This is a genomic window from Brachybacterium hainanense, assembly GCF_042434575.1.
GTDB lineage: Bacteria > Actinomycetota > Actinomycetes > Actinomycetales > Dermabacteraceae > Brachybacterium > Brachybacterium hainanense.
In genome coordinates this window covers 12102-26056 of record NZ_JBHLSV010000016.1, presented here as the reverse complement: position 1 = coordinate 26056, position 13955 = coordinate 12102, and the positions used below count along the sequence as shown (strand labels likewise).

Annotated in this window: 10 protein-coding genes; 2 read left to right on the top strand and 8 right to left on the bottom strand. The window is 73.3% G+C overall.

All coding sequences use genetic code 11. The features are described 5' to 3' along the window. Positions 1-12 precede the first annotated feature (12 nt). Positions 13-768 (bottom strand): SDR family oxidoreductase, encoded by a 756-nt coding sequence (locus ACFFF6_RS13035; RefSeq protein WP_376981391.1) that lies wholly within the window; start codon positions 766-768, stop codon positions 13-15. 63 nt (positions 769-831) lie between these two features. Here ACFFF6_RS13035 and ACFFF6_RS13030 point away from each other — a divergent pair, with 63 nt between their 5' ends. Both ACFFF6_RS13030 and ACFFF6_RS13025 read left to right on the top strand, forming a co-directional pair. Next, positions 832-1536, top strand: coding sequence for a TetR/AcrR family transcriptional regulator (locus tag ACFFF6_RS13030; RefSeq protein WP_376981389.1), 705 nt, complete (start codon positions 832-834; stop codon positions 1534-1536). 235 nt (positions 1537-1771) lie between these two features. Further along, positions 1772-2269: an FBP domain-containing protein gene (locus tag ACFFF6_RS13025; protein ID WP_376981388.1), complete on the top strand. Its 498-nt coding sequence runs from the start codon at positions 1772-1774 to the stop codon at positions 2267-2269. 13 nt (positions 2270-2282) lie between these two features. Here the strand turns inward: ACFFF6_RS13025 and ACFFF6_RS13020 are convergent, their stop codons facing one another. The 7 genes from ACFFF6_RS13020 to ACFFF6_RS12990 all read right to left on the bottom strand — a co-directional run bounded on the left by ACFFF6_RS13020 (position 2283) and on the right by ACFFF6_RS12990 (position 13927). Further along, complete coding sequence (locus ACFFF6_RS13020) at positions 2283-2945, bottom strand: nucleoside/nucleotide kinase family protein (RefSeq protein WP_376981386.1); 663 nt, start codon at positions 2943-2945, stop codon at positions 2283-2285. Next, positions 2938-6243 carry a UvrD-helicase domain-containing protein gene (locus tag ACFFF6_RS13015; RefSeq protein ID WP_376981384.1) on the bottom strand — a complete coding sequence of 1102 codons (3306 nt, stop codon included), beginning with the start codon at positions 6241-6243 and terminating at the stop codon, positions 2938-2940. The genes ACFFF6_RS13020 and ACFFF6_RS13015 overlap by 8 nt, the downstream gene beginning before the upstream one ends. Further along, positions 6240-9059: a PD-(D/E)XK nuclease family protein gene (locus tag ACFFF6_RS13010; RefSeq protein ID WP_376981382.1), complete on the bottom strand. Its 2820-nt coding sequence runs from the start codon at positions 9057-9059 to the stop codon at positions 6240-6242. Before ACFFF6_RS13010 ends, ACFFF6_RS13015 begins: the two co-directional genes overlap by 4 nt. A 91-nt stretch (positions 9060-9150) precedes the next feature. Beyond that, the gene (locus ACFFF6_RS13005) at positions 9151-9747 is read right to left on the bottom strand and encodes a hypothetical protein (RefSeq protein ID WP_376981380.1); all 597 of its coding nucleotides are present in this window, start codon (positions 9745-9747) and stop codon (positions 9151-9153) included. A gap of 77 nt (positions 9748-9824) precedes the next feature. Beyond that, positions 9825-11090 carry an MFS transporter gene (locus ACFFF6_RS13000; protein ID WP_376981378.1) on the bottom strand — a complete coding sequence of 422 codons (1266 nt, stop codon included), beginning with the start codon at positions 11088-11090 and terminating at the stop codon, positions 9825-9827. 143 nt (positions 11091-11233) lie between these two features. Beyond that, complete coding sequence (locus tag ACFFF6_RS12995; RefSeq protein ID WP_376981376.1) at positions 11234-12730, bottom strand: arylsulfatase; 1497 nt, start codon at positions 12728-12730, stop codon at positions 11234-11236. A gap of 78 nt (positions 12731-12808) precedes the next feature. Further along, positions 12809-13927 carry an SPFH domain-containing protein gene (locus tag ACFFF6_RS12990; protein WP_376981374.1) on the bottom strand — a complete coding sequence of 373 codons (1119 nt, stop codon included), beginning with the start codon at positions 13925-13927 and terminating at the stop codon, positions 12809-12811. Positions 13928-13955: the final 28 nt, after the last annotated feature.

Below are 13955 nucleotides of genomic sequence, written 5' to 3'. Positions count from 1 at the left end.
TCGTGCTCCTTCTCAGCGGGTGGTGTATCCGCCGTTGGCGAAGATCGTCTGTCCGGTGATCCATCCGCCCTCGGAGGCCAGGAACCGCACGATGGGCGCGATGTCCTCGATCCTCGTCAGCCGGTTCCCCATGCCCTGGGACCTGTGGAACGCGACGCGCTCAGGGGTCTCCTGCCCGTAGAAGAACGGGGTGTCCATCGGTCCGGGGGCGATCGCGGTCACGGAGATCCCGCGGTCCGCGAACTCCTTCGCCGCGGCGCGGGTGAAGTGCTCGACCGGGCTCTTGCCCCCGGCGTAGGTCGAGTATCCGTCGGTGAAGGCGGCCAGGAGCGAGGTCACGATGGTGATGATCCGCCCGCCGTCGGCGAGCTGCCGGCCCGCCTCCTGGATGAAGAAGTAGGCGGACTTGGCGTTCACGTCGAACATGGCGTCGTACTCGTCCTCGGTCGTCTCCAGGATCGGCTTGCGCAGGACCTTGCCGGCGGTGTTGACGGCGACGTCGAGGGGGCCGATCGCCCGGGTCGCATCGGCGAAGAGGGCTGCGACGTTCGCCGGGACCGTCAGATCGGCCTGGAGGATCGTGCCCCGGGATCCTGACGCCTCGACGGAGGCGAGCGTCGCCTCGGCGTCGGCGCGGCTCGCATCCGAGTTGTAGTGGATCGCGATGTTCGCGCCGGCCGCGGCAGCCTGTCGGGCGACCAGTCCGCCGAGGTTCTTCGCCCCGCCCGCGATGAGGACGTTCTTCCCGGTGAGGGTGTGCTCGGTCATGGGAGCTCCTCTGTGTCGATGATACGGATCGTTATAGCAATGCTACAGAGCTACTGTAGCAGCATGACAGAGCGCGCCCCGGGGGATACACGAGAGCGGCTCCTCGCCGCGGCCGCGGACCTCATCGCCGCCGCACCCGGCGAGGACTTCTCCCTGCGCGCGGTGTGCGATGCGGTCGGCGTGAAGATGCCGACCCTCTATCACTTCTTCGGCTCCAAGCAGGGGCTCGTCGACGCCGTCGTCGAACGCGGCTTCGACCTCTACCTGGGACAGAAGGAGGCCATGGAGACCTCCGGGGACCCGATCCAGGACATCCGTGCCGGCTGGGATGCGCACGTCGCCTTCGGGATCGCGAATCCGGGCTTCTACACGCTCATGTACGGCACGGTCAGCCCCGGGCATTCGCCGGCGGCCCAGGCCCGGCCCAGCGAGATCCTCCGCGGCCTCACCGCCCGGGCGGAGGAGCAGGGGCGCCTGGTCGTCCCCTCCGCGCAGGCGGCCGCGCACGTCCTGGTCACCAACATCGGCGTCACGCTGCGGCAGATCGTCCTCGCCCGACCGGATCCGGAGCTGAGCCGCGCCGTGCGCGAGGGGACGATCGCCGCGATCACCGGGACGAGCCCGGGAGCCGACGGCCCTCGCCGTGATGCGCTGACCGAGGTGACCGAGCTCGCGGCGGCGCATCCCTCGGTCCTCGGAGCGGCGGAGACACGACTGCTCGTTGAATGGCTGCGCAGACTGGGGGGCGCCGCGCCTGCCATCCCGTGAAGAGATTCCGATTGCCGCCGGCGCCGAAGAGGCGTACGGTGGCGCGGTCCGTGACCGGAGAGGAGATCAGCATGCCCACGTCGCATGCGGGGAGCGAGGCGGCGCGTCCAGCCCGCCCGGCCAGAGCCGGGCGTGCCCGAGCACGCCGCCCCTGACCCTCACCCTCCGCCTGCCGACCGGGGGCGCAGTCCCCTGCGCATCCCGTGCTCGGGCATGCCCGTCATGAGGAGATCTCATGCACCCTGTCACCGAATCCCAGATCCGCGCCGCCGTCATCAACGCCTCCAAGGGCGAGGCGAAGCGCGCCTCCATCCCGGACCTGTCCGCCGTCACCTGGGAGGACATCGACCTCCTGGGCTGGACCGATGCCAAGCGCCCCCTCCACAGCTACGTCGCGCTCGAGGTCGACGGGGAGCTCGTGTGCCTGCAGCTGCAGGGCAGCGAGGCCCCGCCGCGCAAGAAGCTGCTGTGCGCCTGGTGCGAGGACGTCGTCGACGGCACCCGCGCGGCGCTCTTCGGAGCACCCCTGACCGGGGACGCCGGACGGCGCGGGAACACGATCGGCACCGCGATCTGCGCGGACTTCCGCTGCTCCCGCAACGTCCGCCGCGCCCCGACCTCCTTCGAGATGCGCACGGAGGACCCGGCGATGCTGGAGTGGTTCCGCGAGCAGCGGATCGCCGGTCTGCGGGAGCGCTCGGCGGCGTTCGTCCGCGCCGTCCGCGACCGCTGATCCCGCGCGGAGCTCAGCGGAGCGTCACGACCGCATCGGCGCGCGGCCGGGTCGCTGCGACCAGACGGGCATTGGCCTCGTCCGGTCCCAGCGCCCAGTCGCGCGCCGCCCGCGGATCCTTCCCGAATTGCTCGTGGCGGGCGATCAGCCGCGCATGCCGCAGCTCCTCGGGCACCTCCACGAACCAGCACGCATCCAGCAGCGCACGCACCCCGGCGAAGGGTCCATCCGGGCACAGCAGATAGTTGCCCTCCGTGATGACCAGCGGCGTCGCGGCCTCGACGGGGATCGCGCCGGCCAGCGGCTGCTCGAGGTCCCGCTCGAACATCGGCGCCCACACGGGCGGGTCCCCGGGCCGGGCCGCGCGCAGTCGAGCGAGCAGTGCCGTGTAGCCGGCGGCGTCGAAGGTGTCCGGGGCGCCCTTGCGGTCCCGGCTCCCCAGGGCGTCGAGCGCGACGTCGGCGAGATGGAAGCCGTCCATCGGCACGACCGTGCAGGACCCGGGCGGCAGCGCGGCCGCGAGCGCGGCGGTCAGCGTGGACTTCCCGGCCCCGGGCGCCCCGGCGATGCCCAGGACCCGGCGGACCCCGGTCATCTCCGCCTGCGCGAGCAGCGTGCGGGCGGCCTCGACGGCGGCGCCGTCCCCGGTGATCCGGGGCGGGATCGGATCAGGCATCGACGGGCTCCTCGGGACGGGCGGCGCGGGCGAGGCGGACCTCGAGCACCTCGCCGCGCAGCGGCAGATGGATCAGCACCGCGCCCACAGACAGGCCCGCGGACTCGAGCGCCCGTGCGTAGGTGTCGAGCTGGCCCAGGTGATGCTCGCGCACATGCGCGGCGGGGTCCTCGCCGGGAAAGCTCTTGTGGTCCACGAGGACGTGGCTCCCGTCCTCGTTCCGCAGCAGCGCATCGATCCATCCCTCCATGACCTGGGCGTCCTCGTTCCACCAGGTGATCGGCTGCTCGGTGAGCAGGCGGGTGCCGGGATGCTCCGCCGCGAGGTACCGGTGCCAGGCCTCCCCGGCGCGCAGCAGCACCTCGGGGCCGATCGCCCGCGCCACCGACCAGCGCTCCACGAGCCGCTGCGCCGCCTGCTCGCGCTGCGCCGACCCGAGCTCCGCCAGCGGCAGGGCCAGATAGGCGTGGACGGCCTCGCCCACCCGGTCCCAGTCCCGTCCCCCCTGATCGACGAGGCGGGGGCCGATGCTCCGCGGCGCGAGCACCTCCCCGAGCTCCTGCGCGGAGGCGACGGCGGATGCCTGGAAGCGTGCGCCCGCCGTCCGCGGGGCGTCGATGCTCGCGGCGGAGCGCAGGCCGGGGAGGTCCGTGATCGCGAGCGGGGAGCGCGCGGGCTCGTGGCCCCGGCCGACCGGCGGGTCGGTGCGCAGGGTGCGGATCCGAGCGGGCAGCTCCGGGCCGTCGGCGACGCGGATGCTGCTGTCGCCCGAGGACCAGCCCAGCAGCGACGGCGTGTCGGCGCCGCCGTCCAGCAGCAGGTCCAGCTGGGGAGCGCTGCCGTCCCCGGCGAGGGCGGTGACGTCCTGCGCGCGGGTGAAGGCGACGTACTGCAGGCGGCCGGCCTCCTCGCGCTCGGCCCGGGCGCGGCGCCGGGCGTGCTCGGTCGCGGCGAGAGCGTCCTGGAGGGGTGCGAAGCCGGGCAGCACGGGCGGCCAGCACCGGACGGACCGGCCCGCGAGGGGATCGGTGACGTCGAGCTCGGCGGCGGGGACGACGAACACGCCGGAGGTCTGCGGACGGTCGGAGGGATCCGGTTCGAGCAGCAGCACGACCTTCGACCATTCGAGGCCCTTGGCCATGTGGATCGTGCCGACCCACACCGTGCCGGGGATCCCGTCGAGGTCGGGGCCGCGTTCGGTCGCATCCAGCTCCGCTCGCAGACCGGTCAGCGTGATCGGCGCGGAGGCGGCACGGGCTCGGTCCGCGTACTCGGCGGCGAGGGCGCGCACGGCGTCCAGGATCCGCAGCCCCTGCTCGGGCGCGGGCCAGGTGCGGATCCGCTCGGGCAGGTCGAGAGCATCGATCAGGGCGGTGATCATCTCGCGGGGGGTGAGGGAGATGCAGTCCTCGCGCAGGCGGCGCAGCGCAGCCAGCGACTCGTCCTGCCACCATGTCTCGAGGACGCCCTCGCGCGCCGCGCGGTCCTCGGCGGCGGCGAGCTGCGCGAACCATGTCCGATGCGCGCGATGCTCGGCGAGCAGGTCGACGAGCTCGGTCAGCGCGAGGGTGTCGCTGCGGTCCAGGGCGAGGGCGAGCCCGGCACGGATCAGGCGTCCTTCGCGGGTGGCCAGCACGGACGCCCCCTCCCCGGAGGCGGGGATGCCGCGCGCGGCGAGGGCCTCGACCACGGCGGCGCGGCGCGTGTTGGTGCGGACCAGGACGGCCACGTCGCCGGGGTCCGTGCCGGGCTCGGCGAGGAGCTCGGCGACGCCGTCGGCGACCGCGGCGGTGCGCTGCGCGATCGTCGGCCGCTTCGGGCTGCCGCTGCGGGAGAGGACGGGCTCGGTCAGCCAGCCCTCGAGACGGCCGGGCTCCCGTCCCGCGGCGGCGCGCCGCCGCACGGCATCCGGAGCGGCCCTCATCGCGACCTGGGCGTGCGGCAGCTCCGGGAAGATCCGTGGGAACACGGCGCTGACCAGGTCGAGGACCTGCTCCTGGGAGCGCCAGGAGTCCTGCAGGTCCTCCGTCGTCCCGGGGCCCAGCGCCGAAGCACCGGATCGGATCTGCTCGAGGATGCCGACCATGAGCGCGGGATCGGCGCCGCGGAAGCCGTAGATCGCCTGCTTCGGGTCGCCCACCCAGATCTTGTCCTCGATCAGCAGGCTGAGCTCGAGGAACAGGGCCAGCTGCACGGGCGAGGTGTCCTGGAACTCGTCGACCGCGAGCAGATGGAACCGGTCGCGGATCGCGGCGCGGACCCGCTCGCTGGAGCGGATCAGATCGAGCGCGCCGACCTCCTGGTCGATGAAGTCGATCAGCCCCAGCTCCCGCTTGTGCCGTGCGTACGCATCGAGAGAAGCGGCGGCGGTCTCCATGACCAGGCCGATGAGGTCGCGGACGTCGTCGTGCAGCGCGGGCTGCGCCAGCAGCTGCTCGTGGATGCTCTGGGCCGGGCCCAGCAGCGCGGCGTCCACGTCCTTGGAGTAGGCGTACGCCGTCGCGCCGGGGTCGCCGAGCTTGGCGCGGGCGACCTTCGCGATCCTCGTCCACAGCGACCAGGGGGCGCGGGCGCCCTGGGCCAGCCGGCGGTGCAGCTGCTCGAGCTCGGGCAGCCTGCCGGTGACGGTCCTCGCCGCCGCCGCGCTCAGCTCTCCTGCGGCCGCATCGGAGCGCAGCTCCGCGAGCGCGGAGCCGAGCCGGGAGAGCCAGGCGGGGCGGTCGTCGACGGTCCCGCGCGCCGGCAGGGCGGCCGCGAACTCCTCCCAGGAGGCGCAGGATGCCGCGCGCAGGTGCGCGGCATCGAGCTGGTTGCTGCGGGCGGCCTCGGCGAGGCGGCGCACGACGGCGGTCCATGACGGCGTCTCCCCGCGGGTCGGGTCCGGGTCGTCCGTCCCGTCCAGCTCGAAGCGGGCCACGAGGTCCCGGGCGGCGGGGCCGATGCCGGAGGCGGCTTCGTCGATAGCGGCGGAGAACGCGGCCCTCTGCTGCTCCTCGTCCAGGACCCGCACCTCCGGGGAGATCCCGGCGTCGAGCGCGAACTCCTGCAGCAGCTGCCCGAACACCGCGTTCACGGTGCCGACGAGGGCGCTGTCGGTCCCGCGGGCCTGCTCCGTCATGCCTTCCTCGAGGAGGGTGCGACGCACCCGGTCGGTGAGCTCCGCGGCGGCCTTGCGCGTGAAGGTGGTCGCGATCAGCTGGGACGGCGCGAGCCCCTCCCGCATCCGATCCGCGATCCGATGCGTGAGGGTGTAGGTCTTTCCGGATCCGGCGGAGGCGTTGATGAGGGTGAAGGTCATGCCCGATCTCCTGTCAGCCCGCAGAGCTGGGCGTAGGCGCTGCTCGCGCAGTAGCTGCGGACCAGGAGGCCGCCGGCACCACGGGCCTCGCGACGTGCCTGCTCCCACGCCTTCTTCTGGCGTGCGTAGGGGGCGTCGGGGCCGATTCCGGCGTTGTCGAGCACGTCTCGGCAGCCCACCCGCACCCGACCGTGCGCGATCTCGGAGAGGGTCTCGCCGATGGCGGCGAGGGTGCGGCGCCAGGCCTCGCGGGTGTCCATCGGCGCGCGCCCGCGGGGGTCCAGCTGCGGCTCGGCGGAGACGAACTCGCCGCTGCGCAGCAGGTAGTAGCCGATCGCCGGGGCGGTCTCGAGCGCGCGGCCGTCGGCGGCGGCCTCCTGCTCGAGGGACCAGGCGTAGGACGCCAGCTGGATGGCCTCCCCGGTGTCGTGCAGATCCTCGTAGGTCTTCGCGCTGGAGGCCCATTTCAGATCGATGACCGCGGGACGGCCCTGCGCGTCGACGGCGTCGACGTCGCGGCTGCCCACGAAGCGGACCGTGGTCCCGGCTCCGTCGACCTCCAGACTCAGGGGCAGGTCGAAGCGGGATTCGGTGCCGGTGATCCGCAGCCCGGCATCGGTCATGCGGCGCAGCAGCTCCTCGATGGAGCGGATCGCCCGGGCACGGATCTCCGCGCGCTCGGCGCTGCGCCCGGGCAGGTCGAGCTCGGAGGCGAGGCGCGGCACCGTCCGGTCGAAGACGGCGCCGATCCGGGCCGGGTCGGGGACGGTGGGCCGGACCCCGCCCAGCTGCTCGTCGAACAGCTCGGCGACCAGCTGCTCGACCACGGCGTGCACGAGCGTGCCCACCATCGGCGGACCGGTGGGCACCGAGGCGACCTGCGCGGGACGGATCCGCATGGCATGCTCGAGCAGCCAGTGGAAGGGGCATCCCAGGAGCGTCGCCATCTGCGAGTACGACAGCCGCTCCGGCAGCAGGTGGGCGTAGGGCGCGGACTCGTCCTCGTCCGTCCCGGGCAGCCGGATCGTGGTGGCCGAAAGGGGGGAGCGGTCGGTGCGGGCCGCGGATCGCACGGGCAGGGAGCGCCCTCCCAGCGACCAGCGGTCCTCCGCCGCGAGGGCGGCCGGGAGGAGACGGTCGGGTTCTCCGCGGCCGACCGCGGTCTCGAGATGGGCGAGCAGCCCGCTGGGCTCGGGGGTCTGCTCGAGGATCCGCCCGGGCAGCACGGCGATCACCCGGTCCGCGCTGCGCAGGCCGGCGAGGTCGGCGCCGATCGCGAGCGCCGCCGCCCGCTCGGGATCGACGAGGCGCGCCCCGGCCGCCGTGAGCGCGGCTGTCTCCGCGTGGTCCCAGACGACGGGGGCCGCGGTCGACGGATCCGCGGGCCCCCACCACAGGACCGTCCCGCCGGCGAGCTGGGCGGGGCGCGTGGTCACCGCCCAGGGGGCGACCTCGGTGCGGGCGCGCGGCGAGGCGCCGGAGCCGCCGCAGGAGTCGATGATCTGCTGGAGGGTGCGGCGGCTGAGCGACGCGGCGGGATCGAGCATGCCGAGCACCTCCCGCAGAAGCGACAGCTGGACGAGGGTCGCCTGCAGCTCGCCCCGGCCGCGGGAGATGCGTCGAAGCCGATCCGCGAGCCAGTCCAGCCGGATCAGGATCGCGGCGGGGCGCAGTCCGTCCAGGGGCAGAGGGTCCGTGACCAGGCGGTCGATCTCGCGTGCCGCGAGCGCGGCGGCCTCCGCGGTGCGGCGGTGCGCGGGATCGACCTGGGCGGGGGCGGCGGCGAGCTGCGCGATCGCCGTGCTCCAGGCCGCACCGATGCCGGGCTCCTGGGTCAGCGCGCCGAGCAGCGCGCGGCGGGTCGAGGCCGGGACGAGGCCGATCGGCTCCGCCTCGTGATCCGCACCGGGCAGCACCCGCAGATCCAGGAGCGCCGCCAGCTGATGCACGTCCACGGGGGCGGTCGCGACGTCGAGGAAGAGCCCCAGCACCTGGTGATGCGCCCGATCCGTCGAGGAGCTCACATATCCCACGGCGGGCAGGCCGCGGCGATGCAGAGCCCGGTCCAGGACGTCCGTGTCCGCGGTCGCGAGGACGGTGAGCGGTCCCTCGCCCGGGGCGGCCGGGGCCGCGAGGAAGCGGGCGGCGGCATCGGCCGCGGTCCATTCGTCGAGGCAGGAGACCACGTCGAGCTGTGGGTCCGCGTCCCGGGGGACGGTCGGGGCGGTGACCTCGACGCCGACGGAGGCGAGGAGGTCCAGCAGGTGCGGCCAGAGCCCGGGCAGGTCCGCGGCATGCTCGCGCAGCGCGATCCGCTCGAGGCCGAGCGGCCAGCCGCCTCCCGTGCGCAGCAGGTCCTCCAGCAGGTCGACGAGCTCGCGCAGGTCGTCCGCCGCGGCGGGGGAGAGCCTCGGGGAGCCGGGGCTGCCGGCCGCGGCCCGCCGCTCGAGCTGCGCGATCGCCGCGAGCCGGGGCGGGAGCCCGGCGGGGTCCGCGGCGGCGGGACGCCAGCCGGTCTCGACCGCGGCGTCGCGCCACCGCAGCAGCTGACGGGCGGTGCTCCACGGGTCGACCGAGAAGGAGGCGGCGGGCCAGAGCTCCTCCGGGGCGTCGAACAGGCGGGCCTGCGGCGGGAGCAGCCGCAGGTACTGGGTGATGCGGACGGCCTGATCGGTGGCGGGGCGGGTCAGCCCCAGCCGTGTCTGCAGCAGGGTCAGCAGCCCGCGCGGCCCCATCCGGACGGTGCCCGCGGCGCCGCCGGAGGCGGCATCGGCCCAGGAGGCGCCGTCGAGCGACCAGCCGAACTCGATCTGCATGAGGACCTCTCTCCCGCGGCCGCGACGGCGCCGATCGCCGCACAGGATCCACAGTAGGGGAGGGCGCCGACGCACGAGGCGAGACGCATCCTCACGTCGTGCGCGGACGCTCCCCGGTCGCGGTCCGCACGATCCCGACGACGAGCTGGGTCGTGCGCAGCAGAGGCACGCCCACCCAGGCGAGCAGCCACAGCACGAGCGCCAGCACGGCCGCGAGCTCGTTCTGCTCGGCCTCCAGGGCGAGGACCAGCAGGATCAGGTCCAGGGCAGGGAGCAGCCAGACTCCCGCGAGGCAGCACAGCACGAACCACGGGACGATCGGATCGCCGACCCTGGTCACGAGGCGCTGGATCGACAGGACCGCGGCGGACAGGTCCAGCCCCACCAGCACGAGCACGATCACGCCCCAGATCGCCAGGAGGACCAGCGGAGCGGTGGACCAGATCTCCCCGGCATCGGGGGCGCTCCCCGAGCTGGCGGCGGGATCCAGCGTCGCGACGAGGAGCATGAACGTGGCGTAGAAGAGGGCGAGCCCGATCACGCTCACGATGCCCCAGAGAGCGGCACCGACCAGGACGAGCACGCCATAGCCGCGCTTGGCCGGGGGCAGGGGACGGACGGGGACGAGGAGCCGGTGGCCGACGGGCGGGGGCGCCGACGGGACGGGCTGCCACGGGGAGGGATGCATGGCTGCACGGTATCCGGAATCCCGCGGACGCGGGGGCGGGCTGTGGACGACCGACCCTCGGGTGTCCGTGGAGCGTCCTAGACGGGGACGGGGACCGGGGCGTCGGCATCCAGACGGCGGCCCAGGACCAGGAGACCGATCATGGCCAGGAGGCTGAAGCCCGCCGGGATGAGGAACACCAGCGGCAGGCCGAGCAGCTGGGCGCCGATCCCGCCGGCGAGCCCGCCCAGCGCGGAGGAGATCGCCACCGAGGACAGGAACACCGCCGACGCCGTCGCGACCGCCTGCGGCAGCAGCCGCTGGGCGACGACGAGGCCGAGGACCACGAAGAAGCCGGCGACCCCGCCCATCAGGACCTGCCCCGCGAACAGGCCCGCCGCCCCCGGCGACAGGGCGAACAGCAGGTTCGCGCCGATGCCGAGGGCGGCGATGCCGGCGAGCAGGCGCAGCGTGCCCAGGCGCGCGGCGAGCGGCACCGCGAGCGGCATCAGGCAGATCTCCACGAGCGGCTGCACGCCGATCACGGCGCCGGCCACACCCGCGGGCAGGGACAGGGTCCGCTCCATGTGCAGCGGCAGGTACGCGAGCTTCACGGACTCGCCGGCGAAGACGCACACGTACAGGGCGGTGAAGGCCAGCAGCGGCGCCATCTCCCGGAGGCCGGGCCGGGGGAGGACCGCCCGCTCGGCCTCGGCGAGCACGGCATCGGCCCGGGCGATCCGGGTCGCGGCCGCGGATTCGCGTCGGCCGGCCAGGGGCAGCAGCTGGGCGAGGGTGCAGGCGGCGGTCACCAGCAGCAGGGCGCGCAGTCCCAGCTGGGTGGCGAGGAGGGCTCCGAGCACGGGGCCGATGATCCAGCCCCCGGTCAGCCCCATCCGCACGATCGCGAGGACCGATTCGGCGGTCCGGGCGGGCCGCTCGGCGAGGTCGTCATGGAGGGCGGCGAACAGCTGCGATCCGGCGGCGCCCGCGAAGCCGAGCAGCACGGCGCTGAGGACGAAGGGCATCCACAGCTGGGTGGAGGCCGCGATCCCGACCCACCCGAGGAAGCCGAGCACCGCGCAGAGGCGGAACAGGCCCAGGCGCAGCCCCGTCCGGTCCGAGCGTGCGCCGATGAGGTACCCGGCCACGGGCGCGGTGAGGTTCGTGAGGTAGTACAGACCGGCGATCGCGTAGGTGGCGTGCAGCTCCTCGACCAGGAACATGGCGATCTGCGGAGCGGCGGCTGCCGCACCGATGCCGAACAGGAGCATCGTGAGTGTCGCGCCCCGGTAGAAGGGGGTGCGCAGCACGAGGCGGAGCGCGGATTCCTGGCGCGGGGGCCCGCCGAGGCGTGCCGTCATGGGGGTGATCTCCTTCGACCGGTAGAACCTACCGCTGACATGGATTCCTGCACGGTAGTGCATCCTCGTCCGCGGCCCCCGGGGTGCCCAGGGATCGTCGGCGGCGGACGGGGCCGTCCGATCGCCCCAGCGGGAGCTGCCGCCTACAGCAGGGCGTGCGCGGACACCCAGGAGGCCTCGGAGCGCAGCGGCCGGCCGGGCACGAGCCGGTCCTCCTGCACGAAGCCCTCCTCGCGGCCGCGCAGATGCTCCACGAGCAGGGCCCGATGCCGGGCGAGCTCCTCGGCGAGCGGCCCCGAGCCCGCCTCCGGGACGAGGTCGTGGAGCTCCTGGGGGTCGGACTCGAGGTCGAACAGCTGCTCGTGCCCGTCTCCGGACAGCCAGATGTACTTGTAGCGCCGGGAGCGGATCCACTGCATCGAATGCCGCCCCAGAGAGCCGATCAGATGCTCGCCGTGCAGATGATCCCGCACCGCCTCGCCGCGTGCCGCCGCCCGCAGGCTCTGGCCGTCGACGCCCTCGGGGATCTCGACGCCCGCGAACTCGAGCAGGGTCGGCATGACATCGCGCAGCTCGGAGATCGCGGTGACCTCGCCGGGCGCGCCCCAGTCCTCCCCCAGCCGCGGCGGCACATGGACGACCAGCGGCACGCGGGCCGAGCCCTCGTAGCCCACGGACTTCCGGTACATGTCGTGGTCGCCCATCATGTCGCCGTGGTCGGAGACGAACACGATCACCGTGTCCTCGAGCAGCTCGTGGTCCGAGAGCTTCTCCCGCAGCCGGTTCAGCTGCAGGTCGATGAACTCGATCGAGCCGTAGTAGCCCGCCTTGACCTGCTGGTGCGTCGTCTCCTTCTGCGCCCCGAACTCGGCCTCGGAGGCGAAGTCGCGGCGGTGGGCGTCGAAGTCGCGGGTCCAGGTGCCCAGCGGGCGCGGACCCAGGTCGCGCGAGCGGTACTTGTCCCACAGCCACGAGGGCGGGTCGTACGGCGCGTGCGGCCGATGGAACGACATGTACAGGAAGAACGGCCGGGTCGGGTCGCGTCGCTCGAGGAAGCGGAAGGACTCGTCGGCCACCCAGCGGGTCGGGTGCAGCCGCTCGGCCCGCTCCCAGGGCCGGGCCGTCATCGCGTTGCAGCCGATCCCGGTCTCCTGGTAGTCGGCGCGCGGGTCCCCGGTCTCGCGTCGCAGGAAGTCGAGGTAGTCGTCGGTGCGGGGCGAAGGACCGCCCTCGAGACGGCGCGAGACGTGCAGGAAGCCGTCGTGGAGCAGGACGTCGTCGAAGCCGCAGCGGGCGCGGTCGGGGTGGACGTGCATCTTGCCGACGCCGAAGGTCTGGTAGCCGGCTTCGCGCAGGGTCGACTGCAGCGTCACGGGGTGCGCATCGGGGAAGGAGATCCCCTCCCGGTACCCGTAGCGTCCGTGCCGCTGCGGGGACTGGCCGGTGAACAGGGCGACGCGCGCGGGTATGCAGGTGGGAGTCGCCGAGTAGGCGCGCGAGAAGCGGTATCCGCTGCGGGCGAGGTCGTCGAGGTTCGGGGTGTCGATCGCGTCGTTGCCGTCGGCGCCCAGGGCGTCGGCGCGCATCTCGTCGACGCACACGAGGACGAGGTTCGGACGGGTGCTTCGCTGCTCGGGCACGCGGGCTCCTGAGGTCGGGACGGATGCAGGAAGCTCCTCCTGCGCGGGACGCGGGAGGAGCTTCCGGGAGAGGCCGGTTCAGCCCAGGGGACCGGATCCGGGCTGGTCCCAGGGGGCGGAGGCGTTCTGCGCCTGCTGCTGGGCACGCTGCTGGGCCTCGGCGGCGCTGCGGGCGGCCTCGCGGCGGGCGGCCTCCTGGGCGTGGCGCGCCTGGTCGGCGGCACGCTGCGCGCTGACGACGGCGTCCTTGTCGGCCTCGCCGTCGGCATCGTGCGCCGCCTGCGCCTGCAGCATGGCGGTGCGGATCTCATCGCCCATCGAGCCGACGGTGCCGGGGTTCGAGGGCAGGAACAGCACGTTCGAGCGGCCGTTGCGGGCCACGTCCTGCATCGTGTCGAAGTACTGCGTCATGAGCAGCAGCTGCTCGGCGGAGTGCTCGATGCCCACCTTGCGCAGCATCTCGTACTGCTCGGCGATGCCCATGGCGATCGCCTTGCGCTGGGCGGCGACGCCCTCACCCTGGAGACGCTTGGACTCGGCCTCCGCCTCTGCCTGGGTGACGCGCTTGATCTTGTCCGCCTCGGCGAGGGACTGGGCCGCGACGCGGTCGCGCTGGGCGGCGTTGATGGAGTTCATCGAGTCGCGCACGCGCTGGTCCGGGGAGATGTCCTGGACCAGGGTGTTGACGATGTTGAAGCCGAACTCCTGCATGCGCGCCGAGAGGGTCTCCTCGACGTTCCTCGCGATGTCGTCCTTCGATTCGAAGGCGGCGTCCAGGTTCAGGCCGGACAGGGCGGAGCGCACCGTGTCGAAGACGTAGGAGCGGATCTGAGCCTCGGGATTCGACAGCCGGTAGTAGGCGTCCACGACCTGGTTCTCGCGGATCACGTACTGCACCGCCACGGGCACGTTGACGAACACGTTGTCCTTGGTCTTGGACTCGATGTTCACCTCGAGCTGCTGGATGCGCAGGGAGATGGGGCGCGTGGTCGTCTCGATGAAGGGGGTCTTCATGTTCAGGCCGGGCCCGGCCACCTTCTTGAACTTGCCGAAGCGCTCGACGATCACCATCTCCTGGGTGTGGACGGTGAAGAAGATGCTCGTGCGCAGACCGCCGAAGAGCAGACCGCCGATGATGATGATGCCGATCACGAAGATCACGGCGATGATGAGGAATGCGATGATGCCGCCGTCCACAGGTGCTCCCTTGGTCGTGGGGTGGGAT